The following is a 23,001-nucleotide window of genomic DNA, read 5'->3' as shown; positions in this document are numbered from 1 at the left end:
TCCCCCACCCGGCGGGACGGCGCACGCTTCCCTATCCGTGCCGGGTCATACGGTGTTGATCCGATTCCAGGGATGCCGGGAACAGCACCGACATCCCTTCTTGGGCAGAACGGACGCCCTACAGGACGCCTGCCCGCTTCTTGGGCAACACAGCGCCCATGACTGGGACAGCTCCGCAGGAGAGGACGCTTGCCCGCTTCCATCTCCTCAACACCGTACCTGTTGGTGCCCTTGTCGCTCGGCTGAACTCTACAAGTTCAGCTCAAAACCGTATCACATCACGATGTCGAGTCCGCTCAGGCACTCCTCCGCGATGGCGCGCGCCAGCGGGTCGCGGGTGCTGCGCGCGTAACTGATGCCCAGGTGCAGGTGCTGCTGCGCGTCCGGACGGCCCGCCAGGGACAGCGTCTGGTACGCCGCGAGGTGCGCGTGCGCGAGCAGCGTGTCGCGGGTGCGTTCGGGCGGCAGGGTCCGCAGCAGGTCCAGGGCGTCCTGGTACTCCAGTTCGGCCTGCCGGTGATCTCCCAGCAGCGCCGCCTCGCGCCCCAGTTGCAGGGCGCGGGCAGCCGTCAGGTAAGCGGGACGCATGACGGTCAGTGTAGAGCATGCCCCAGGCCGTCCGCGCCCTTCCGGGACGGGCCCGTATCATCTTGACGTGACGGTCTTTCATGCGGCGGTGTCGGGGACGCTGGTGGTGCTGGCGCTGCTGATGACGCTGGGGTTCAGCCTGCAGCGGCGGTGGTGGGCGGGCGTGGGGCGCTGGCCGCACCACGCGCTGTACCTGCTGACCTGCCTGGGGACGCTGGCGTGCGCGGCGCTGGCGGGCGGGGCGGGGCGGGCGTGGTGGCCCTTCGTGACGCTGCTGGCGCTGCTGCTCGGCATGAGCCGGACACGGCCCGGCCGTCCCGGGCACTGGCGGCTGGCCGTGCTGGTCGCGGCGGCGTGGGCGGGCGTGGCGTGCTGGGTGTGGTGAGGGCGTACGCGCGTGATCTACCCTGACGGTATGGAACTCACTGCCGCCCTCCTGTCCCGCCGCACCACCAACGGGGCGTTCCTGCCGCGCCCGGTCAGCCGCGAGCATCAGCGCGTCCTGATGTCGGTGGCGGCGGCCGCGCCGAGTCACTTCAACTCGCAGCCGTGGCGGTACGTGCTGGTGGAGGACCGCCGCACCATCGAGGCGGTGGCGGACATCTCTGGGCGCAGCATGACGGCCCTGATCGAGCAGGGCGTGTTCTTCGAACGGTACCGGCGGTACTTCCGGTTCTCGCACGCGGAGATGGAGGAGCGGCGCGACGGGATCTTCATCGACCACCTGCCGGGGCCGCTGCGGCCGTTCACGCGGCAGGTGTTCAGCGACGCGGGCCTGAAGCTCATGCGGCAGCTGGGCGTGCCCGCCAAGCTGGGCGAGGACAACCGCAAGCTGGTGGCGGGCAGTCCGCTGCTGATGGCGGCGCTGCTGGACCGCGCGGAGTACCGGCCGGGCGAGCTGAGCGGCTTCTACAGCGTGTTCGGGCTGGGCGCGTCTGTCGGGAACGTGTGGAACACCGTGGCGAGCCTGGGGATGGGTATTCAGTTCGTGAGCACGCCGATGGAGTTGCCGGACCGCTGGCGGGAACTGGGGGAGCTGCTGCGCGTGCCGCCGGAACTGGAGTTGATGGCGGTGTACCGCCTGGGGTACGTGCCGCCGGAGGAGCGCCGGCCGAGCATCGACTGGAGCAGCCGTCACCGCAAGCGCCCGAGTCAGTACGTGTTCCGGGAGGACTGCACGCACCCCGAAACGGACTGATCCGGAACGGGCGGGGGCGGCCCTGCACAGGTGGATGCGGGGGAGGGCCGCGTCCGGTACGCTGAGGCATGAGCGAACTGATCCGCATTCCGATGAACTCCCGCGGTGTTTGCGGGTTTCATCCGACCGACGGGAGAAGGAACGGGGACGTGTTCCGGGAAATGGACGTGCAGGCGGCGCTTTCCCGACTGTACGGGAATTGGACGGAATGCGTATGATTCCGCCGCGCGCGCCGCGGGAGGCGACCGTGCACCGTGAACACGGCCTGGAACGACCGGACGCGTACCACTGGCTGAAGACCGACGGGCGGAGCAGTGAGCGGGTGCTGTCGTACCTGCAGGCCGAGAACGCGTACCTGGACGCGGTGCTGGCCCCGCACGCGGCGCTGGTGGACGAGCTGACGCGGGAGCTGCGGTCGCACATTCAGGAGCGGGACGAGGTGCCGCCCGTGCAGGAGGGCGCGTGGCTGTACGGCACGCGGACCGAGGAGGGGCAGGAGTACCCGGTGTACCTGCGTCGCCCGGCGGCGGGCGGGCCGGAGGAGGTGCTGCTGGACCTGAACGCGCTGCGGGTGCGGGAGGGGCACGCGAACGTGTGGGTGTCGGGCACGCGGCCCAGTCCGGACGGGCGGTACTGGGCGTACCTGCTGGACACGACGGGGCAGGAGGTGTTCGAGCTGCGCGTGCTGGACACGCACTCCGGGCAGCTGGCGGAGGTGCCGCTGCCGGGCGTGTCTGGCTGGACGCTCGCCTGGGGAGCGGACGGGCGGCACCTGTTCTACGGGACGGAGGACGACACGCAGCGCCCGGACCGGGTGTGGCGGCACGAGGTGGGGGCGGGCATGGCGGGGGACGCGCTGCTGCTGCACGAGCCGGACCCGACCTTCCGGGTGACGTTGAGCGGCGCGGCGAACGGCGAGTCCGTCCTGATCGGCTGCGCGGCGAGCCTCAGTACGGAGTGGTTCTGGCTGGACGCGCGGGACGTGTCGGCCGTGCCGCAGGTGGTGGTGCCGCGTGAGGCGGGCGTGGAGTACGTGCTGGAGGACGGCGGGGATCACTGGCTGGCCCTGACGAACGCGGGGGGCCGCCGGGAGTTCGGGCTGGTGCGCCTCCCGAAGCGTGCGGGGCTCTCGTGGGGGGACGCGCGGGACGTGCTGCCATACGGCGAGGGGCGGCACCTGACGGACCTGCGGCCCTTCGCGGGCCATCTGGTGCTGCTGGGGCGCGAGGAGGGCTTCACGCAGGTGTGGGTGCTGCCGCGCACACCGGACGCGGAAGGCGGGGACGAAGGGTACGGGGCGGCGCGGCGCGTGCCGTTCGCGGAGGAGAGCCACACGGTCATGCTGGGCGGCAACCGCGTGTTCGGGGCACGGCAGGCGCGGCTGCGCTTCACGAGCCTCACGCGGCCCGTGGAGCACCTGGACCTCGACCTGGACACGCTGGACCTGACGCTCCTCAAGACGACGCCCGTGCCCGGGTACGACGCCTCGCAGTACGTCGCGGAGCGCGTGTGGGTCGAGGCGCAGGACGGGGAGCGCGTCCCGGTGAGCGTCGTGCGTCGCCGGGACACGCCGCTGCCCGCCCCGACCCTGCTGTACGGGTACGGCAGTTACGGCATCTCCATCGATCCGGCGTTCAGCGCGTCGCGCCTGCCGCTGCTGGACCGCGGCTGGGTGTGGGCGACAGCGCACATCCGGGGCGGCAGCGAACTCGGCCGCCGCTGGTACGACGCCGGACGCCTCACGCACAAGATGAACACCTTCACGGACTTCGTCGCGGCGGGCGAGGGCCTGATCCGGGCGGGCGTCGCGCGGGCCGGGCACCTGGCCGCCATGGGGCGCAGCGCGGGCGGCCTGCTGATGGGCGCCGTGCTGAACCTCCGGCCGGACCTGTTCCGGACGGCGTTCGTGGGCGTGCCGTTCGTGGACGTGCTGAGCACCATGCTGGACGCCTCGCTGCCCCTCACGACCGGCGAGTACGACGAGTGGGGCAACCCGGAGCGGCGCGAGTGGTACGACGTGATGGCCGCGTACAGCCCCTACGACAACCTGCGCGGCGGGACGTACCCGAACGTGTTCGTGTCGGGCGGCCTGAACGACCCGCGCGTCGCGTACTGGGAACCCGCGAAGTACGCGGCGCGCCTGCGGGACGTGATGCAGGACGGAAGCGGCACGGTGGTCCTCAGGACGCACATGGGGGCCGGGCACGGCGGGAGCAGCGGACGCTTCGACGCGCTGCGCGAGGTGGCCGAGGAGTACGCGTTCCTGCTGGCCGTCGCGGAGGGCGAACCCACCCCCTGACGGCAGCGGGGCCGGGGAGCGGGGTCCTGCCCGTTGCAGTCTGGTCATCCGGTGTTGATCCGATTCCAGGGATGCCGGAAACAGCAAAGGCATCCCTTTTTGGGCAGAACGGGAGGAGTGGCGTGGCCAGCCGCGTCCGTTCACGACGATACGCCCTGCAGGACGCCTGCCCGCTTCTTGGGCAGAACAGCGCCCATGACTGGGACAGCTCCGCAGGAGAGGACGCCTGCCCGCTTCCACCTCCTCCAAACCGTACTTGTTGGTGCCCTTGTCGCTCGGCTGAACTCCAAAAGTTCAGCTCAAAACCGGATCAGTCCTCGGTGGGCCAGTCGGGCGTCCAGTCGCCCGCGTCGTCCTGCGCGGCCCGGCGGGCGACGGCGTCGAGCAGCGCGTCGTACAGGGGTTGCGGCAGGCCGGACAGGGCCGCGCCGATCAGGGCGTCCTGCAGCGTGGCGTGCTGCGCGTCGAGCAGGAGTTCCTCGCCGCGCTGCGCGCGCAGGTTCACGCCGCCGCCCGGCACGAGGTACAGGGTGGCGTGCGCGGTTCCCGTCTGCACGGTTCCGGTCTGGGCGGTCGCGTAGATCTGCCAGGGCACGCCCGCAGCATACGCGGCGCGGCCTGCCCACACCGTGCCGCGCCGCGGCTTGAGATTCCCTTCATTCGGCGCCTGACCACAGTCGGGCGGGTGGGCGGGCGGTACAACGTCAGCGATTGCCGGGGGTCATCGTGCCGCCGGGTGTCGGCCGCCTTCCGGGGCCGGGCGCGTGAGGGGTGACGGCACGTCACGTTCCGCGCGGGCCGGGCGGGAGGCGCAGGGGGAAACCATGACGCAGAACAGCATCACGGCCGCGCAGAGCGGCACCTTCAAGATCGGCGGGGACCTGCAGGTGAACCGCCTGGGCTTCGGGGCCATGCGCATCACCGGCAAGGGCATCTGGGGCGAGCCGGACGACCGGGACGAGGCGATCCGCGTGCTGAAGCGCCTGCCGGAACTGGACGTGGACTTCATCGACACGGCCGACAGCTACGGGCCGTTCGTGTCGGAGGACCTGATCGCGGAGGCGCTCGCGCCGTACGCCAGCTCGGTCATCGCCACCAAGGGCGGCCTGACGCGGCACGGTCCGGACGTGTGGCCGCCCGTGGGTCGCCCCGAGTACCTGCGGCAGTGCGTGCTGATGAGCCTGCGCCGCCTGAAGCTCGACCAGATCCCACTGTGGCAGCTGCACCGCATTGACAGCAAGGTCCCGCGCGACGAGCAGTTCGGCGTGATGAAGCAGATGCAGGACGAGGGCCTGATCCGTCACCTGGGGCTGTCCGAGGTGAGCGTGGAGGACATCAGGGCGGCGCAGGAGGTGTTCACGGTCGCGACCGTGCAGAACCTGTACAACCTCGTGACGCGTCAGTCGGAGGACGTGCTGGAGTACTGCGACGCGCAGGGCATCGGGTTCATCCCGTGGTTCCCGCTGGCCGCCGGGAACCTCGCGAAGCCCGGCAGCATCCTCGACACCCTGAGTCACAAGTACGAAGCGACGCCGTCGCAGCTGGCGCTGGCGTGGGTCCTCAAGCGCAGCGCCGTGATGCTGCCCATCCCCGGCACCAGCAAGGTCAAGCACCTGGAGGAGAACGTCGCGGCGGCCGCCATCACGCTGTCCGACGAGGACTTCACGGCGCTGAGCGAGCAGGGCAAGGCGGAAGCCGCCAAGGGCTGATCCGGGGTCGGCTGACGCCGACATGAGGGCCGCCTGACGCGGTCTTCGGAAGCATGGGAAAGACGTGGCGTTCGGCCAAGTCTTTCCCAACTTTTTTGGGCGTGAGGTTCACGGTGATGCCCGGCCCGGCACGGCAGACTGGACGGCATGTCCTCCAGCGCTTCCGTTCCCGTCCTGCGTTCCATCGCGACCGGCATTCCCCCTCACCTCGTGCCGCAGTCGGAGATTCAGGCGGCGGCGGCGACGCTGTTCCCGCGCCTGAGTCAGCGGCCCAAGCTGATGGAGGTGTTCTCGAACGCGCAGATCGACCGGCGGGCGCTGGCGATGCCGCTGGAGTGGTACATGGAGCCGCGCAGCTTCGCGGAGAAGAACGCCGTTTACGTGGAGACGACGCTGGAGCTGTGTCAGCGGCTGACGCTGGAGGCGCTGGCGCAGGCGGACTGCCCGGCGGCCGAGGTGGACGCGGTGGTGTTCGTGACCAGCACGGGCATCAGCACGCCGAGCCTGGAGAGCGTGATCATGGAGCGGCTCGGCATCAACCGTCAGGCGGTGCGCCTGCCGCTGTGGGGGCTGGGCTGCGCGGGCGGCGCGCAGGGCCTGGCGCGCGCGGCGGACCTCGTGCGGGCCGGGTACCGGAACGTGCTGCTGATCGCGGCGGAGATGTGCAGCCTGACGCTCGTGGCGGGCGATCAGAGCAGCAGCAACTTCGTGGGGACGGCCCTGTTCTCGGACGGGGCGGCGGCCCTGCTGCTGGGGCCGGACACGGGCGCGGCGTGCCTCGCGCGGGTGCGGGGCGCGCACAGCACCTTGATTCCCGCGTCGGAGGACGTGATGGGCTGGGACGTGGACGACGGCGGCCTGAAGGTGCGCTTCAGTCAGGACATCCCGACGCTCGTGGCGAGCATGATGAAGGGCGACGTGGACGAGGCCCTGCAGGGCAGCGGGTGGCAGCCGGAGGACCTCGACGAGTACATCGTGCATCCGGGCGGCGCGAAGGTCGTCGCGGCGTACGAGGCGGCGCTCGGTCTGCCGGAAGGGCGGCTGGTGTGCTCCCGCAAGGTGCTGCGCGACTACGGCAACATGAGCAGCGCGACGGTGCTGTTCGTGCTGGCGTACACGCTGCGGCGAGGCGCGAAGGGTCGCGGGCTGCTGAGCGCGATGGGGCCCGGCTTCTGCGCGGAGCACGTGCTGCTGGAGTTCCCGGCATGAAGCTGCGGGCACGGACGGTCACGCCGTACCTGATCGGGGCGCTGGCAGTGCAGCGGGTGCTGGAGTTGCGGGTCGCGCGGCGCAACGAGGCGTGGTCGCTCGCCGAGGGCGGGCAGGAGTACGGGCGGGAGCACTACCCGCTGTTCTTCCTGCTGCATTCCGGGTGGCTGCTCGGCACGCTGCTGGAGGGCCGCCGGTCGCGCGGCGGGGTGCGGTGGGGCTGGCTGGCGCTGCTGCTCGTGGCGCAACCGCTGCGGTACTGGGTGATCCGCACGCTGGGACGGCAGTGGAACACCCGCATCCTGATCGTGCCGGGGCGGGGGCGCGTCACAGGCGGCCCGTTCCGGTACCTGAACCACCCGAACTACGCGGTGGTGGCGCTGGAGATGGCGAGCCTGCCGCTCGCGCTGGGCGCGTGGCGGACCGCGCTGATCGGCAGCGTGCTGAACGGGGCACTGCTGAGATTCATCCGCATTCCGGCGGAGGAGCGCGCGCTCGCCCAGTACAGGGAGGCCCAGGAGCGGGACGCCCGGCAGCGCAGCAGCGCGCCGGACGGGGCCGCGCCCGTCAGCGTTCCGGCCGTTCCTGCCCGCGACGACGCTCGATGACCCACCCGGCCCGCGTCTCCGGGGACGCCGGAACGTGCGCGAGGCACACGGCCGCGACCGTCTGAACGCCGAGCAGCAGCACCCGGTGCCGTCCGGGCGCGGTGCTGCGCTCCAGCACGCACGCGAGCGTCTTGACCTCGCAGGCGTACTTGTTCGCGAGGACGCTGGCCTCCATCTCTGCGCGGCCCGTCGTGAGTTCCCGGCTCACCATCAGGGCGCGCGGGCGGTTGCGGAGCAGCACCGGGTCGATCTTCCAGTGGCCCGGCTGTCCCTGCACGCGCGCCAGCGGGAGCCGCAGGCGGTCCGCGATCTGCTCGGCCAGCCGGACACCTTCCGGCAGGGCCAGCACCACGTCGAACGGCCCGCGCTCCTCGGCCCGCAGGCGCACGCTCAGGTACTCGCCCAGCTCGGCGTACATGGTGGACGGGAGCTGCGCCAGGAGCCGCTCGATGCCGCTGTCGTCCGGCATCGGAGCCGGTGAGAGCGGCTCCTGCACGACCGCCGCCTGGAGCGCCGTCAGGAATTGGGTCAGCAGAGGATGGTTGCTCACGCGCTCAGGCTAGCGGATCGCGCGCCCGACATGCACGGGCACGCCCCGAAGTGCCGGACCGGGCAGGCGGTACAGTGACGGCATGCCGTCCAGCGACCACCCCCTCCCCTATTCCGACCTGCACGACCGCCCCCGCATCCTGATCGCGAACGACGACGGGATCTTCTCACCCGGCATCAAGGCGCTCGCCGTGGCACTCGCCGAGGTGGGCGACGTGCGCGTCGTCGCGCCCGACGTGGAGCAGTCCGCGGTGGGGCACGGCATCACCATCCGCCGCCCCCTGCGCTTCCGGCACACCGCGGCCGCCGGGTTCGGCGACATTCCCGCGTACCGTGTGGACGGCACGCCCGCCGACTGCGTGGTGCTGGGCGTGCACCTGCTCGGCACGCCCGACATCGTGGTGAGCGGCATCAACATCGGCCCGAACATGGGGCACGACCTCACGCACTCCGGCACCGTCGCCGCCGCCATCGAGGGCCTCGCGTTCGGCGTGCCGTCCATCGCCACGTCGCAGGTCAGCAGCGAGAACGGCGAGTACAGCTTCGAGGCGGGCGCCCGATACACCGCGCAGCTCGTGCGGCACGTCCTGCAGACGGGCCTGCCGCCCCGCACGCTGCTGAACGTGAACTTCCCGGCGGGCGAGCCGCGCGGCGCGCGCGTGACGCGCCTCTCCGACCACCGCTACGAGGACCACCTGCTGCACCGCCAGGACCCGGAAGGCAAGGCGTACTACTGGGTGGCGGGCACCATCCGCGCCGAGGACGTCGGTGACGACACCGACAACGGCGCCGTCCTCTCCGGGCACGTCAGCGTCACGCCCGTCCGGCTCGACCTGACGGCCCGCGACCTGCTCGGCCCGCTCGCGCAGGACCTGCCCGGCGTGGAGCGCGGCACGCCCGCCTGAGCCGCCGCCGGAGCGGCAGGGACGGTGTGCCCGGCCCACAGTACACAGAAAGATGAACAGTACCCGGACGGATGAACGGTCCCCGGACGGGTGACGGTCCGGGCGGCAGGGCCGCGCTATCCTGAGGGCATGTCCAGTCCTGCTCCCGCCCGCCCCCAATCCGACGGTTCCGGCTCCCGCGTCCTGCTGTGGGTGGCGATCGTGCTGACCCTGGCCCTGCTCGTCTGGATGAGCGTCTTCACCGTGCAGCGCAACCCGTACGTCAGCGACGTGAGCCGCAACAAGATCAGCAAGTCGCGCTTCATCGAGGAGTGCAAGACGAAGTTCGACGAGTTCGCCACGACGGTCGGCAAGTCGCAGAACGCCACCTTCGACACCGAGTACGACCCCATCTCGCTCGTCAAGGGCACCGTCGCGAACCCGCAGACGCCCGGCTGGCTGCTCAGCAGTCAGGTGACCGTGAGCCGCGCGGGCCTCGGCAGCCAGCCGGTGCCGTTCGCGTGCCAGTCGGACGCCAAGGGCGTCGTGTCGCTCGTGCAGGGCGCGCAGGGCCAGTAATACGGTTTTGATCCGATTCCAGGGAAGCCGGGAACTGCGCCGACATCCCTTCCATCTCCTCCAAACCGTACTTGTTGATACTCGCTCCGCTCGGCTGAACTCTAAAAGTTCAGCTCAAAATCGTATAAGACCAGAGAAGCGTCTCCACAGGAAGTGAGGCAGGGCCGGAAGCGTAAACTTCCGGCCCTGCCTTTTTCCTTCTCCCTGCGCCCTCCGGCCCGGTCAGGCCGTGACACCACCTGACCGGACGCCTTATTACAGGCTGATCAGGAAGGGGTCTTCGAGCATCTCGCAGATCTGCCGCACGAAACGGGCAGCGTCCGCACCGTCGATGAGGCGGTGATCGTAGCTGAGGCTCAGGGGCAGCATGTTGCGCGGCTCGAAGGTGGACGTCTCGCGGTTCCAGACGGGCTCGAAGCCGCCCCTGGACACGCCGAGGATCGCCACTTCGGGCGGGTTCACGATGGGCGTGAAGGCGTAACCGCCGATCCCGCCGAGGTTGCTGATGGTGAAGGTCGCGCCGGACATCTCGTCGGGCTTGAGTTTGCGGTCGCGGGCCTTGGCGGCCAGTTCGTTGAGTTCGAGGACGATCTCGGTGATGCTCTTGCGGTCGGCGTCCTTGAGGACGGGGACGAGCAGGCCGTTGGGGGTGTCGACGGCCACGCCGAGGTTGACGTAATCCTTGTAGATGACCTGCTGGTTTTCCAGGTCGAGGCTCGCGCCGAACTTGGGGTTCCTGCGGACGACGTTGGCGACGACCTTGAGAAGAATGGCGGTCATGGTGAGCTTGCCGCCCGCCTTCTCGACGCGGGCCGCGAAGGCCTTGCGGGTCTCCTCCATGCGGGTCACGTCGGCCTTGTCGAAGTGCGTGACCATGGGGACGCTGCTCCAGGCGTTGGTCATGCTGCGGACGGTGGCCTTGCGGATGCCGTTCATGTCCTCGCGGCGCACGCGGCCCCACTTCTCGAAGTCGGGGAGTTTCTGCGCGGCCTGCTGGACGGGCGCGGCCTGAACCGGGGCGAGCTGGGCAGCGGCGGCCTGCACGGCGGGAGCGGTGGGGGCCTGAGCGGCAGGGGCCTGCGCCTGAGGGGCCTGGGGGACGGGCTGGGTGCCGCCCTGCAGGCCGCGCACGTCCCCTTCGCTGATGCGTCCGGCGGGGCCGCTGCCCTGCACGCCCGCGAGGTTGATGCCCAGTTCGCGCGCGAGACGGCGGACGCTGGGCGCGGCGTGGATGACGGGGCGACCGTCGAAGGTCTGCGCGGCCTGCGCGGCGGGGTTGTAGGTCTGCGGGTTCTGCGTGCCCTGCGCCTGTGCCTGCGGGTTCTGCCCGGCGGGCTGTTCGCCGCCCGTCACGGCGGGAGCGGCGGCCGGGGCAGCGGGCGCCTCGGTGGCCGGGGCGGCAGGAGCGGCGGGGGCGGCGCCATCGGCGAGGGTCAGGATCACGCCGCCGACCTTCACGGTGTCTCCTTCCTTCACCTGCACGCTCTCCACCACGCCCGACGCGTTCGCCGGAACTTCCACCACGGCCTTGTCCGTCTCGATCTCGATGACGGCCTGACCTTCGCTCACCGTGTCACCGGCCTTCACCAGCACCGTGACTACCGTGCCCTGCTCGACGTTGTCCCCCACTTCCGGGAGCGTGACCGTCTGAGCGGCCGACGGAGCCTGTGCAGCGGGGGCAGCCTGGGCCACAGCCTGGGCGGGTGCGGCCTGCTGTTCCTGGCTCGCCTGCTGCGCCTGCGCGGCCGCTGCCGACGCGGCAGGCGCGGGCGCTTCCGCCTCGGGGGCTGCAGCGGCGGGGGCGGCGCCACCGGCGAGGGTCAGGATCACGCCGCCGACCTTCACGGTGTCCCCCTCCTTCACCTGCACGCTCTCCACCACGCCTGACGCGTTCGCCGGAACTTCCACCACGGCCTTGTCCGTCTCGATCTCGATGACGGCCTGACCTTCGCTCACCGTGTCACCGGCCTTCACCAGCACCGTGACCACCGTGCCCTGCTCGACGTTGTCCCCCACTTCCGGGAGCGTGACCTGATTCGACATATTCATCCTCCTACTGGACGGGCGTTGCGGACGCGCGGCCCGCCCCTGTGGACGTGGCCGCGCGGTGATTCAGCGGAAGACGGGCGCGAGGCGTTCCGGGTCGATGCCGTGCTCCGCGATGGCGCGGGCGACCACCTCGCCGTCCAGCTGACCGTCACGCATCAGGGCGTACAGCGTGGCGACCACGATGTGCTTGGCGTCCACCTCGAAGAAGTCGCGGAGTTCCTCGCGGGCCTCGCTGCGGCCGAAGCCGTCCGTGCCGAGCGTCCAGATCTTGCGGTCGAGGTGGCCGTTCAGGCCGTCCGCGCCGAGCTTGACGTAGTCGGAGACGCTCACGATCACGCCGGGCGCGTTGGTCCGCGACAGCTGGTGCGCCACGAAGCTCTCCTGCGGGGCCTGCGTGGGGTGCAGCATGTTGTGCCGCTGCGTGAGAACCGCGTCCTGGTGCAGGGCCTTGTAGCTGGTGACGCTCCACAGGTCCGCGATCACGCCGTAGCCTTTCAGCAGTTCCAGCGCTTCCTGCGCGGCCACCATGCTCGGGCCGCTCGCGAGGAGCTGCGCGCGCAGCGGGGCGGCCGCCTTCTTGCCCTTGACGGCGGGCGCGGCGGTCACGTCGCCGTGCACGAGGCGGTACATGCCCTTCATGATGCCGGCCACGACGGCGGCGCGCTTCTCGGGGTCTTCCGGGTGCGGCATGGCGGGCTGCGCGTAGTTCTCGTTCTCGACCGTGACGTAGTAGAAGACGTCCTGATCCTCGGTGTACATCTCGCGGATGCCTTCCTCGACGATCACGGCGATCTCGTACGCGAAGGCCGGGTCGTACACCTTGAGGTTCGGCACGACGTACGCCTGGAGCATGCTGTTGCCGTCCTGGTGCTGCAGGCCCTCGCCGGCCAGGGTGGTGCGCCCGGCGGTCGCGCCGACCAGGAAGCCCTTGGTGCGCTGGTCAGCGGCGGCCCACACGAGGTCACCGATGCGCTGCATGCCGAACATGCTGTAGTACACGTAGAAGGGAATGGTGGGCACGCCGTGGTTGGCGTACGCGGTCCCGGCGGCGATGAAGCTCGCCATGGCGCCGTCCTCGGTGATGCCCTCTTCGAGCATCTGGCCGTCCTTGGCTTCCTTGTAGGCCATCAGGCTGCCGGAGTCGACGGGCGTGTACGTCTGGCCGCGCGGGCTGTAGATGCCGATGCGTGGCACGAGGGCGTCCATGCCGAAGGTGCGGGCCTCGTCGGGCACGATGGGCACGATGAGCTTCCCGAGTTCCTTGTCGCGCAGGAGCTTGCTGAGGACCTGCACCATCGCCATGGTGGTGCTGACGGCGCGCTCGCCGCTGCCGCGCGCGAACTCCTCGTAGAATTCCGCGCCGGGCACGGTGGGGCGCACGTAGTCCACGATGCGGGCGGGCACGGCGCCGCCGAGGGCCGCGCGGCGCTCCAGCGCGTACTTGACTTCCTCGGTGTCGGGGCCGGGGTGGTAGTACTCGAGGTGCTCGACCTGCTCGTCCGTGAGCGGCAGGCGCAGCGCGTCGCGCAGGTCCTTCAGGGCGCCGAAGTCGAGCTTCTTGACCTGGTGCGCCACGTTGCGGGCCTGGGCGCTCTCGCCGAGGCCGTAGCCTTTGATGGTGCGGGCGATGATGACGGTCGGGCTGCCCTGGTGCTCCACGGCCGACTTGTACGCGGCGTAGACCTTGTTCACGTCGTGCCCGCCGCGGTTCAGCAGTTCGAGGTCCGCGTCGCTCCACCCTTCGATCAGGGCCTGCAGTTCGGGCGTGTTGAAGAACTTCTCGCGGAGTTCCTTCCCGCCGAAGGCCGCGTAGCGCTGCGATTCGCCGTCCACGAGCAGCTCGAAGCGCTTGACGATGGTGCCGTTGTAGTCCTTGCTGAGCAGTTCGTCCCACTTGCCGTCCCAGACGACCTTGATGACGTTCCAGCCCGCACCGCGGAACAGCGCCTCGAACTCCTGAATGACCTTGCTGTTGGCGCGCACGGGACCGTCGAGGCGCTGCAGGTTGGCGTTGAGCACGAACACGATGTTGTCGAGGTTCTCGTACGCCGCGAAGCGGAGCGCGCCGATGCTCTGCGGTTCGTCCATCTCGCCGTCACCCAGGAACGCCCAGACCTTGCTGTCCCCCTTGGGTTTCAGGCCGCGGTTCTCGAGGTACTTGATGAAGCGCGCCTGGTAGATCGCCTGGAGCGGCCCGAGGCCCATGCTGACGGTCGGAAATTCCCAGTAGTCGGGCATCAGCCAGGGGTGCGGGTAGCTGGAGAGGCCCTCGCCGTCCTTGCTGAGTTCGCGCCGGAAGCGGTTCATGCGGCCCTCGTCGATGCGGCCTTCCAGGAAGCTGCGGGCGTACACGCCGGGGCTGGCGTGCCCCTGGAAGAAGATCAGGTCGCGGCTGGCACCCGCGCCGTGCCCGCGGAAGAAGTGGTTGAAGCCCACTTCGAGCAGTTCGGCGGAGGACGCGTACGTGGCGAGGTGCCCGCCGATGCCGTCCGACGCCTTGTTGGCGCGGATGACCATCGCGACGGCGTTCCAGCGGATCGCGTTGCGGATCTTGAGTTCCAGTTCGATGTCGCCGGGGTACACGGGCTGGTGGTCGAGGTCGATGGTGTTGATGTACGGCGTGTTCTGCTTGAACTGGATGGGCGCGCCGTTGAAGTACGCGTAGTGGTCGAGGTCCTCGAGGAGGCGCGCGGCGCGTTCGGTGCCCGCGTCGCTCAGCACGAAGGCGAGCGAGTCGAGCCACTCCTGCGTCTCCAGCTCGTTGAGCTTCTGACGTTCCGTGATGGGCAGGCGGGTGCGGGGGTGCGGTCCCGTGCTGCTGGTGGGTGCGGTGCTGCCGGGCTTCTCTGGTGTGGTCATGGCTCTCCCCTGAACGCCGACGCGCGGCGGGTCGTGGTTGGGTGTACGGTTGCCGGAACGGTGGGCCGGTGTCCCGTGTCGCTGCGTGTGCCGGAATTCATCCTGAGTCACCGGGGTCAGGTTCGTGTGTGACGTGGCTCAAGGTGCGGCACTGGACGGGCTGACGTTCAGTCTAGACCCCTGATTCCCCACATCCAACAAGGTAAACTGCGGGCACTGACCAGCTTGAGTGGTGAATGCGGCGGGCAGCGGCCCTGCAGGACGGCCGGACGAAGGAGCGTGCAACGTGACGCGGTTCAGGAACACGAACACAGGACGGCCCCACGCCCCCCACCCCACCCGCGAGGCCGCGCGTGGCCGTTGAACTGCGGCACCTGCGGCACTTCATCGCGCTGGCCGAGGAAGGGCACTTCGGGCGCGCCGCCGAACGCGTGTTCGTGGTGCAGCAGGCCCTGAGCAGCAGCATCCGCAGCCTGGAGGAGGAACTTGGCGTGGCGCTCGTGCAGCGCACCACGCGCCGCGTGCAGCTCACGCCCGCCGGGGAGGTGTTCCTGGAGTCGGCCCGCGCGACCCTCAGCACGCTCGCGCAGGGCAGCGAACGCGCCCGCCAGGCCGCGCGCGGCGAGGTGGGCCGACTCGGGGTGGGCTTCGTGAGCGGCCTCGCGTTCGGCGGCCTGCCCGAAATCGTGCGCCGCTTCCGGGAGACGCACCCGAGCGTCGCGGTGGACCTGCGCGAACTGACCGCGCAGGAACAGGAGGCCGCCCTGCGCAGCGGCGACATCGACGTGGGCCTGATGCTGCTCCCCGTCCGCGACCCGTCCTTCGCGACGCTCGCCCTGTGGAGGCAGGAACTCGTCGCGGCGCTGCCCAGCACGCACCCGCTCGCCCGGAAGCGCCGCCTGCACATTCAGGACCTGGCGGGCGAACCGTTCGTGTTCTTCCCGCGCGCCGTGCGCGCCACGTACTTCGACCAGGTGATGCGCTGGTGCGCCGCGGCCGGGTTCACGCCGCGCATCGTGCAGGAGGCGATCGAGGTGCCGACCCTGCTGTCGCTCGTCGCGGCGGGCCTGGGCGTGTTCCTGCCCATCCGGTTCTTCTCGCAGGTGAGCCTGCCGGGCGTGGTGTACCGGCCCGTCGTGGACGCGCCCACCGTGGACATCGTGGCGACGTGGCCGCGCGCGCAGCAGGACGGCGTGGTCGCCGCGTTCCTGCAGGTCGCGCAGGCCGTCCTGAACGCCCCCGCCCCGCCCGGCCCCTGAACAGGCGCGCGCCGACCCACAGCCGGGCGAGCTCCAGTCCGGCTCCGATCCGATGAGACGGATGCCGGAACCAGCACAGGCATCCCTTCCAGCTGGTCCGGGAAGGTCACGGGCTGACCCGCGTGCCCAATAGGAAACTCCCCGACCGGAGTCGGGGAGTTTGATGGTGCCGAAGATGGGACTTGAACCCACACGCCTCGCGGCGCTAGTCCCTGAAACTAGTGCGTCTACCGATTCCGCCACCTCGGCTCCCAGGGCTCAGATAGACTATAAGAGGCCCCCCATCTTGTCAAGCACTGCCCGCACGTTCCCCGCGCGGCCCGCAGCGCCCCACCACGCCACGGCAGGGCACGCGCGGGCCGGACTGGTCAGGCGTCGCGGCGCTTCAGGAAGTCCGGCGCGCGCTTCTGCAGGAACGCCGTCACGCCCTCACGGTGCTCCCAGCTGGCGCCCGCACGGTCCTGCGCGGCCGCCTCCGCCAGCAGCGACTCGTCCAGCGTGCCGCTCAGGCCGCCCTGCACCAGCGCCTTCGTGAGCGCCAGCGCCGCCGCAGGCCGCGCCGCCAGCCGCTCCGCGTACGCCTGCACCGCCTCCCCGAACCCGTCCGCCGGGAACACGTGCTCGCACAACCCCAGCCGCAGCGCGTCCTCCGCGCCCACCCGCTCCGCGAACGCCATCAGTTCGAAGGCGCGCGGGCCGCCCACCAGGCGCGGCAGCAGCCAGCTCGACCCGGCATCCGGGATCAGGCCGATGTTCGAGAACACCTGCACCGCACTCGCCGACGACGACCACAGGCGCACGTCACCCACCAGCGCCAGGCTCGCGCCCGCCCCGGCCGCCACGCCGTTCACCGCCGACACGAACGGCTTCGGCAGCGCCCGGATGGCGCGCACCAGCGGATTGAACGTGTGCTCCAGATGCTCGCTGAAACGCGTGGCGCTCGCCTCGCCGCCCGCCGCCGCGCCCGCCATCATGCCCAGGTCCGCGCCCGCGCAGAAGCCGCGCCCCGCGCCCGTCAGCACCACCACGCGCACCGCGTCGTCCGACGCCGCGCCCCGCACCGCGTCCAGCAGCGACAGCAGCAGGTCGTCGTTCGCGCTGTTCAGGGACTCCGGACGGTTCATGGTGAGGGTCAGCACGCCATTCGTGACGGACGACAGCAGCACCGCGCCAGCATTGGGGACAGAAGCAGGTTGTGACATGCCCCCAGCGTAAAGCACGCCCCGCCGGAATGTTGGACTGCCGCCCCCACCCGCCCGGACGCGCACCGCGCCCCGCACTACGGTCCCGCCCGCACCAGGGACGTCATACGGTTTTGATCCGATTCCAGGGATGCCGGAAACAGCACCGTCATCCCCTCCATCTCCTCCAAACCGTACCTGTTGATGCTCGCTTCGCTCGGCTGAACTCCAGGAGTTCAGCTCAAAACCGTATACCCTGAACGCATGCCCGACAAGGATTCCCGTTGAATCCCGCGACGACCGCCGCTGCAGTCCAGCCGGGGGCAGCAGGCGCACGGACGCGCCCCGGCCCAGGCACGAAACGGCACACGTCCAGCCCGCCCGCCGCCCCGCACCCCCGGGCCACACCATGACGCCGCCCGACGCCGCCCGGCCCGACCCGTCCGGCCCACCCCTCGGCGCGCCGCCCAGCTACAGCACGCGCCACACCCTCACCCTCGCGCTCCTCACCATCCCCACCGCCCTCCTGCACGGCGGGCTCGGCGCGACCGACTACACCACCAGCCGCGCCCTCGGCACCGGGTACATGCTGCTCGCCGGACTGATCCTCGTGCACGGCATCCTGCTCCTCATCCGGTACGCCGAAGCGCACGACGCCATGCACGACCCCCTCCCCCGCACCCCCATGTACGCCACGCGCCACGAACGCCTCAACCACCACACCGGCCTCGCCCTGCACGCCACCGCCGCCACCACCGCCACCCTCATGGCCGCCACGCACCACACGGCCGCCGTGCACGCCATCGCCGCTGCCCTCAGCGTCCTGGCCGCCACCCTCCACCACCGCACCCGCCCCACCTGACGCCACACCCGCACACTCATGAACCTGACGCCACCCTGAACGCAACGCCCCTGAAGCTTCCGCACACGCTCACCCCACCCCCACACGCCAGCATCAGGCATGAGCAAAACCAACCCCAACGCCAACGGCAAAACCCTCGCCACCGGCGAGAACGTCGCCCTGCGCCTCTGGAGCGGCGAAGTGCCCGGCACGCACAAAGACGTCCACGCCAGCCCCTACGAAATCGTCGGCTACGTCCTCCAGGGCCGCGCCGAAATCGACGTGAACGGCACCACCCACGACGTCCACGTCGGCGACACCTACCTCATCCCCCGCGACACCCTCCACACCTACCGCTTCATGGAAACCTTCAGCGCCGTAGAAGCCATCAGCCCCAAAGAATAAGTCCCTGCCAGACGAGAGCGCCCAGCCTGTGGAAATGGCTGGGCGCTCTCGTCTTCCCTTCGTTTACTCGGCGAATTCGAAGTCGGCGTACTCCTGCGTGGGTGGGCACGAGCACACGAAGTTGCGGTCCCCGAACACGTTGTCCACGCGGTTCACGCTGGGCCAGTACTTCCACTGCTTCTGCGTGCGGGTGGGGTACGCGGCCGTCTCGCGGCTGTACGCGCGGTCCCAGGTGTCGGTCATGAGGTCGTCCTGCGTGTGGGGTGCGTGGCGCAGGGGGCTGTCGGTGGCGGTCAGGAGGCCGTCCTGCACTTCCTGAATCTCGCGGCGGATGCCGAGCATGGCGGTGACGAAGCGGTCGAGTTCCGCTTTGGGTTCGCTCTCGGTCGGTTCGATCATGAGGGTGCCGGGGACGGGGAAGCTCATGGTGGGGGCGTGGAAGCCGTAGTCCATGAGGCGTTTGGCGATGTCTTCCTCGGTGATGCCGGTCGCCTGCTTGAGGGGGCGGATGTCGAGGATGCATTCGTGTGCGACGCGTCCGCCGGGGCCGGTGTACAGGACGGGGTACGCGTGCTGCAGGTGGTGCGCGACGTAGTTCGCGCTGAGGATGGCGACCTGCGTGGCGGCCTTCATGCCGGCCGGGCCGAGCAGGCGGATGTACAGGTAGCTGATGGGGAGGATGCTGGCGCTGCCGTACGGTGCGGCGCTGACGGCCCCGGTGCGGCTGCCGGAGGTGGGGCGCACGGCGTGGTTGGGGAGGTACGGTGCGAGGTGCGCTTTGACGCCGATGGGTCCCATGCCGGGGCCGCCGCCGCCGTGCGGGATGGCGAAGGTCTTGTGGAGGTTCAGGTGCGAGACGTCGCTGCCGATCATGCCGGGGCTGGTCACGCCGACCTGGGCGTTCATGTTCGCGCCGTCCATGTACACCTGCCCGCCGTGCCGGTGGATGAGGTCGCACACTTCGCGGACGTTCTCCTCGAACACACCGTGCGTGCTGGGGTACGTGATCATGAGGGCGGCGAGGTTCGCGCTGTGCTTCTCGGCGAGTGCTTTCAGGTCGGCCATGTCGATGTTGCCGCCTTGGTCGGTCTTCACGACCACGACCGTCATGCCCATCATGGCGGCACTGGCGGGGTTCGTGCCGTGCGCGCTGGCCGGGATGAGACAGATGTTGCGGTGCGCTTCGCCGCGCGCCTCGTGGTACTTGCGGATGGTCAGCAGGCCCGCGTACTCGCCCTGCGCGCCGCTGTTCGGCTGCATGGACACGGCGTCGTACCCGGTGATGTCGGCCAGCCACGCTTCCAGTTCGGTGAGCATCTCGGCGTACCCTTCGGTCTGATCGAGGGGCGCGAAGGGGTGGATGGTCCCGAATTCCGGCCACGTGACGGGGATCATCTCGGTGGTGGCGTTCAGCTTCATGGTGCAGCTGCCGAGCGGGATCATGCCGTGCGTGAGAGAGTAGTCCTTGTTCTCCAGGCCCTTCAGGTAGCGGAGCATGCCGTGCTCGCTGTGGTGCGCGGAGAAGACCGGGTGCGTGAGGTAGGACGTGGTGCGCTGCAGGTCGGCGGGGATGCCGTGGGCGGCTACCGTTTCCAATGCCGCGAGGTCAGCCTGTTCACCCGTGATGACTTCGATGATGTCGGCCAGATCGGCCAGCGTGACGGTCTCGTCGAGACTGATGGAGATTCGCCCGTCATTCTGGTAGCGGCAGTTGATGCCCTTGGCCTCGGCACGGGCACGGACGAGGTCAACGTCGCCCGCGAAGGTCAGGGTGTCGAAGAACGTCTCCTGCGTACGGAACCCGTCCGGGCTGTGCCCGCTCTGATGCAGCGCCGTGTACAGCATTCCCGTCATCAGGTGCACGCGCTCGGCAATCGTGCGGATGCCTTCGGGGCCGTGCCAGACGGCGTAGGCGGCGGCCATGTTGGCCAGCAGGGCCTGCGCGGTGCAGATGTTGCTGGTGGCCTTCTCGCGGCGGATGTGCTGCTCGCGCGTCTGCATCGCCATGCGCAGGGCGGTCTTGCCGCGCGCGTCCCGGCTCACGCCGATCACGCGGCCCGGCATGCTGCGCTTGTACTCGTCCTTGCAGGCGAGGAAGGCGGCGTGCGGCCCGCCGAAGCCCATCGGCACGCCGAACCGCTGGGCGCTGCCCACCACGATGTCCGCGCCGCACTCGCCGGGGGGCTTGATGAGGGCGCCCGCGAGCAGGTCGGTCGCGACGATCAGTTCCGCGCCTGCCGCGTGCACGCGCTCGGCGATGGGGGTCAGGTCGTGCAGGTCGCCGTGCGTGCCGGGCGTCTGGATGAGGGCGGCGAAGGTGCCGTCCGGCAGGGCGCCGTCGGCAGGCCCGGTCTGGATGTTGTATCCAAAATATTCGGCGCGCGTGCGGATCACGTCCAGCGTCTGCGGGTGAACGTCGTCCGCCACGTACAGCACGTCGCCCTTGCTCCTGCCGCTGCGCTTGGCGAGCGTCATGGCCTCGGCGGCGGCGGTGGCCTCGTCCAGCAGCGACGCGTTTGCGACGTCCATGCCGGTCATGTCCATCACGACCTGCTGGAAGTTGAGCAGCATCTCCAGCCGCCCCTGCGCAATCTCGGCCTGGTACGGCGTGTACGCGGTGTACCAGCCGGGATTCTCCAGAATGTTGCGCAGGATCACGGGCGGCGTGTGCGTGCCGCTGTACCCCATGCCGATGTAACTGCGGAACACCTTGTTCTTCTGCGCGACGCGTTTCAGGTCGGCGATCGCCTGCGCTTCCGTCACCGGGCCGCCCGACTGGATGGGGTCGTGGCGCAGGATGGCGGCAGGCACGGTGGCTTCGGTCAGGGCGTTCAGGGTCGCGTACCCCAGTTCGCTCAGCATGGCGGCCTGCTCTTCGGGAGTGGGGCCGATGTGGCGGCGGGTGAAATCGTCGGTCTGAAGCAGTTCAGATAGGGGACGCATGGTTCCTCCTGCGTGCCGGGCCGGGCGGGCCGGGCGGGGTGAGCGGTTCACTTCGCGGCAAGGGTGGGGGCGGGGCGGGCCAGGGTGGCCTCACGCGCCCGCCCCGGCGGGTCAGTTGTTGGCGGCGTCGTAGCTGGCGGCGTCCATCAGGTCGGCGCTCAGGCTGTCCACGCGGATCTTGAAGAGCCAGCCGCCCTCCAGCGCGCCCTCGTTGATGAGTTCCGGGCTGCCGCTGAGCGCGTCGTTCACTTCGACGATCTCGCCGGTGGCGGGACTGTAGATGTCGCTGGCGGTCTTGACGCTCTCGACCACCGCGACCGTCTCGCCCGCCGTGACCTGGCGGCCCACTTCGGGCAGTTCGACGTACACCACGTCGCCCAGCTGGTCCTGCGCGAAGTCGGTGATGCCGACGACGCTCACGTCGCCGTCTTCCTTGATCCATTCGTGGCTGCTCATGTACTGGCGGTCAGTCGGGGTGGTCATATCGTGCTCCATTGTGCCGGAATCGGGAGGGGGAATTTGTAGGGCCGGGCGGGTCAGGCGCGTCTGTAGAAGGGCATGGGGGTGGGGGTGGCGTCGTGGTCCTTGCCGCGCACCTCGACCGTGAAGTGCCCGGCGGCGGCGGCGTGCGCGTCCACGAGGGCGGCCGCGATGGGGTGGCCGAGGGTGGGGCTGGTGGTGCCGCTGGTGACGTGGCCGACCACGACGCCGTCCAGCTTGACGGGGTAGCCCTCGCGGACCGGCACGCGGTCGAGGCGCAGGCCGATCAGGCGTTGCGGGCTGGGCGTCTGGAGGGCGTCGCGGCCGTGGTGGGCTTTGTCTTTCACGACCCAGCCGTACCCGCTGGAGAGCGGGTGGATGGTGTCCGTGAACTCGTGCCCGTACAGCGGGAAGCCCGCCTCCAGGCGCAGCGTGTCGCGCGCGCCGAGTCCGGCGGGCGTGATCCCCAGGCCGAGCAGGCCGTCCCAGAGCCGTTCGGCGTGCTCGCTCGCGGCGAACACCTCGAAGCCGTCCTCGCCGGTGTAGCCGGTGCGGGCGAGCCGGACGGGCACGCCGAGCAGGGTCGCGTGGAAGTACGCGTTCTTTTTCGCGCCGCTCAGGTCGGTGTCCGTGACCGGCTGCAGGAGCGTTTCGGCGTGCGGTCCCTGCACGGCGAGCAGGGCGGTGCGGTCAGATTCGTCGGTGAGGGTGACGCCGTGGCCGGGCAGCAGGGCCTGCAGGTGCGTCCAGTCTTTCTGGATGTTGCTGGCGTTCACGACGAGCAGGAAGTCCTCGCTGGCCTCGCGGTACACGTAGATGTCGTCCACGAGGCCGCCCGTGGCGTTGGGGAGCCAGTTGTACTGCGCGCGGCCGGGTTTCAGTTTGCTGACGTCGTTGGTGGTGACGTGCTGCAGGAAGTCGAGCGCGCCGGGGCCCTGCACGCGGAATTCGCCCATGTGCGACACGTCGAACATGCCTGCGCGTTCGCGGACGGCGGTGTGTTCGGCCTTGACGCCCGCGTACTGGACGGGCATGTCCCACCCGCCGAAGGGCACCATGCGGGCTCCGGCGCGCAGGTGGGCGGCGTGCAGCGGCGTGCGTTTCAGTTCCTGGGTCCCGGCGTTGTCCATGTCCCGAATGTAGAGCATGTGGGGCGGTGCGCCCCCCGGCCCGGCCGGGCGGGGGCGTGCGGGCATGCCGGACGCGTGCCCCCTGCCCTGCCGGAAGGCGGTTCTCAGAAAAGGTCAGCTTCAGGCCCTATTGATACCGGTTTAAATTGAGGTTACCTCCATGAGACGTTGTGGCAACTTGATGTACCGAATCCTCTGCCATCCCGCACGCAGCCGAGCCCTCAGCTCTTT

21 protein-coding genes and 1 tRNA gene are annotated in these 23,001 nt (G+C 70.0%); 12 read left to right on the top strand and 10 right to left on the bottom strand.

Features of this window, described 5'->3' with window-relative positions:
• Window positions 1-273 precede the first annotated feature (273 nt).
• Entirely contained in the window at window positions 274-588 is a 315-nt protein-coding gene (locus tag IEY33_RS17530) for a hypothetical protein (RefSeq protein ID WP_188964592.1), read from the bottom strand.
• 67 nt (window positions 589-655) lie between these two features.
• Here IEY33_RS17530 and IEY33_RS17525 point away from each other — a divergent pair, with 67 nt between their 5' ends.
• The 4 genes from IEY33_RS17525 to IEY33_RS17510 all read left to right on the top strand — a co-directional run bounded on the left by IEY33_RS17525 (window position 656) and on the right by IEY33_RS17510 (window position 4,085).
• Window positions 656-973, top strand: a complete 318-nt coding sequence (locus tag IEY33_RS17525; protein WP_229671128.1) for a hypothetical protein — start codon at window positions 656-658, stop codon at window positions 971-973.
• Window positions 974-1,003: 30 nt separating this feature from the next.
• Window positions 1,004-1,786: a nitroreductase family protein gene (locus IEY33_RS17520; RefSeq protein WP_188964591.1), complete on the top strand. Its 783-nt coding sequence runs from the start codon at window positions 1,004-1,006 to the stop codon at window positions 1,784-1,786.
• Between the two features lie 68 nt (window positions 1,787-1,854).
• Entirely contained in the window at window positions 1,855-2,004 is a 150-nt protein-coding gene (locus IEY33_RS17515; protein ID WP_188964590.1) for a hypothetical protein, read from the top strand.
• Entirely contained in the window at window positions 1,995-4,085 is a 2,091-nt protein-coding gene (locus tag IEY33_RS17510; RefSeq protein ID WP_188964589.1) for a S9 family peptidase, read from the top strand. The genes IEY33_RS17515 and IEY33_RS17510 overlap by 10 nt, the downstream gene beginning before the upstream one ends.
• Window positions 4,086-4,395: 310 nt before the next feature.
• Here the strand turns inward: IEY33_RS17510 and IEY33_RS17505 are convergent, their stop codons facing one another.
• Window positions 4,396-4,680, bottom strand: a complete 285-nt coding sequence (locus tag IEY33_RS17505) for a hypothetical protein (RefSeq protein WP_188964588.1) — start codon at window positions 4,678-4,680, stop codon at window positions 4,396-4,398.
• Between the two features lie 229 nt (window positions 4,681-4,909).
• Between IEY33_RS17505 and IEY33_RS17500 the strand changes: the two genes are divergently transcribed.
• The 3 genes from IEY33_RS17500 to IEY33_RS17490 all read left to right on the top strand — a co-directional run bounded on the left by IEY33_RS17500 (window position 4,910) and on the right by IEY33_RS17490 (window position 7,611).
• Window positions 4,910-5,794: an aldo/keto reductase gene (locus tag IEY33_RS17500; RefSeq protein WP_188964587.1), complete on the top strand. Its 885-nt coding sequence runs from the start codon at window positions 4,910-4,912 to the stop codon at window positions 5,792-5,794.
• A 147-nt stretch (window positions 5,795-5,941) separates the two neighbouring features.
• Complete coding sequence (locus IEY33_RS17495) at window positions 5,942-7,003, top strand: type III polyketide synthase (RefSeq protein WP_188964586.1); 1,062 nt, start codon at window positions 5,942-5,944, stop codon at window positions 7,001-7,003.
• Complete coding sequence (locus tag IEY33_RS17490; RefSeq protein ID WP_188964585.1) at window positions 7,000-7,611, top strand: isoprenylcysteine carboxyl methyltransferase family protein; 612 nt, start codon at window positions 7,000-7,002, stop codon at window positions 7,609-7,611. The genes IEY33_RS17495 and IEY33_RS17490 overlap by 4 nt, the downstream gene beginning before the upstream one ends.
• Here IEY33_RS17490 and IEY33_RS17485 read toward each other — a convergent pair.
• Window positions 7,571-8,161, bottom strand: coding sequence for a hypothetical protein (locus IEY33_RS17485; RefSeq protein WP_188964584.1), 591 nt, complete (start codon window positions 8,159-8,161; stop codon window positions 7,571-7,573). The two genes, IEY33_RS17490 and IEY33_RS17485, sit on opposite strands and share 41 nt — an antisense overlap.
• An 82-nt stretch (window positions 8,162-8,243) precedes the next feature.
• On the opposite strand from IEY33_RS17485, the gene surE reads away from it, so the two are divergent.
• Together surE and IEY33_RS17475 are read left to right on the top strand one after the other, a co-directional pair.
• On the top strand, window positions 8,244-9,065 hold the full coding sequence (surE, locus tag IEY33_RS17480) for a 5'/3'-nucleotidase SurE (RefSeq protein WP_188964583.1): 822 nt from the start codon (window positions 8,244-8,246) through the stop codon (window positions 9,063-9,065).
• 129 nt (window positions 9,066-9,194) lie between these two features.
• Window positions 9,195-9,623 carry a hypothetical protein gene (locus tag IEY33_RS17475; RefSeq protein ID WP_188964582.1) on the top strand — a complete coding sequence of 143 codons (429 nt, stop codon included), beginning with the start codon at window positions 9,195-9,197 and terminating at the stop codon, window positions 9,621-9,623.
• 255 nt (window positions 9,624-9,878) lie between these two features.
• Here IEY33_RS17475 and aceF read toward each other — a convergent pair whose 3' ends face one another.
• Together aceF and aceE are read right to left on the bottom strand one after the other, a co-directional pair.
• Window positions 9,879-11,666 (bottom strand): dihydrolipoyllysine-residue acetyltransferase, encoded by a 1,788-nt coding sequence (aceF, locus tag IEY33_RS17470; RefSeq protein WP_188964581.1) that lies wholly within the window; start codon window positions 11,664-11,666, stop codon window positions 9,879-9,881.
• Window positions 11,667-11,735: 69 nt separating this feature from the next.
• Entirely contained in the window at window positions 11,736-14,531 is a 2,796-nt protein-coding gene (gene aceE / locus IEY33_RS17465; RefSeq protein WP_188964580.1) for a pyruvate dehydrogenase (acetyl-transferring), homodimeric type, read from the bottom strand.
• A gap of 353 nt (window positions 14,532-14,884) precedes the next feature.
• On the opposite strand from aceE, the gene IEY33_RS17460 reads away from it, so the two are divergent.
• Entirely contained in the window at window positions 14,885-15,790 is a 906-nt protein-coding gene (locus IEY33_RS17460) for a LysR family transcriptional regulator (protein ID WP_188964579.1), read from the top strand.
• Between the two features lie 164 nt (window positions 15,791-15,954).
• On the opposite strand, the gene IEY33_RS17455 is transcribed toward IEY33_RS17460, so the two are convergent.
• Window positions 15,955-16,039, bottom strand: a tRNA-Leu gene (locus tag IEY33_RS17455).
• Between the two features lie 119 nt (window positions 16,040-16,158).
• Entirely contained in the window at window positions 16,159-16,992 is an 834-nt protein-coding gene (locus IEY33_RS17450) for an enoyl-CoA hydratase-related protein (RefSeq protein WP_188964578.1), read from the bottom strand.
• A gap of 388 nt (window positions 16,993-17,380) precedes the next feature.
• Between IEY33_RS17450 and IEY33_RS17445 the strand changes: the two genes are divergently transcribed.
• Window positions 17,381-17,833: a hypothetical protein gene (locus IEY33_RS17445; RefSeq protein ID WP_188964577.1), complete on the top strand. Its 453-nt coding sequence runs from the start codon at window positions 17,381-17,383 to the stop codon at window positions 17,831-17,833.
• 99 nt (window positions 17,834-17,932) lie between these two features.
• Entirely contained in the window at window positions 17,933-18,217 is a 285-nt protein-coding gene (locus IEY33_RS17440) for a cupin domain-containing protein (protein ID WP_188964576.1), read from the top strand.
• A 63-nt stretch (window positions 18,218-18,280) separates the two neighbouring features.
• Here IEY33_RS17440 and gcvP read toward each other — a convergent pair whose 3' ends face one another.
• The 3 genes from gcvP to gcvT all read right to left on the bottom strand — a co-directional run bounded on the left by gcvP (window position 18,281) and on the right by gcvT (window position 22,770).
• The gene (gene gcvP / locus IEY33_RS17435) at window positions 18,281-21,160 is read right to left on the bottom strand and encodes an aminomethyl-transferring glycine dehydrogenase (RefSeq protein WP_188964575.1); all 2,880 of its coding nucleotides are present in this window, start codon (window positions 21,158-21,160) and stop codon (window positions 18,281-18,283) included.
• Window positions 21,161-21,271: 111 nt separating this feature from the next.
• Entirely contained in the window at window positions 21,272-21,643 is a 372-nt protein-coding gene (gcvH, locus tag IEY33_RS17430) for a glycine cleavage system protein GcvH (RefSeq protein WP_188964574.1), read from the bottom strand.
• A 53-nt stretch (window positions 21,644-21,696) separates the two neighbouring features.
• A complete protein-coding gene (gene gcvT / locus IEY33_RS17425; RefSeq protein WP_188964573.1) occupies window positions 21,697-22,770 on the bottom strand; it encodes a glycine cleavage system aminomethyltransferase GcvT in 1,074 nt (357 codons plus the stop codon).
• Window positions 22,771-23,001 lie beyond the last annotated feature (231 nt).

It is taken from the genome of Deinococcus aquiradiocola, from assembly GCF_014646915.1.
Taxonomy (GTDB): Bacteria; Deinococcota; Deinococci; order Deinococcales; family Deinococcaceae; genus Deinococcus; species Deinococcus aquiradiocola.
Note: the sequence above shows the minus strand (reverse complement) of the source record. Positions and strands in the feature narration are given on the sequence as shown.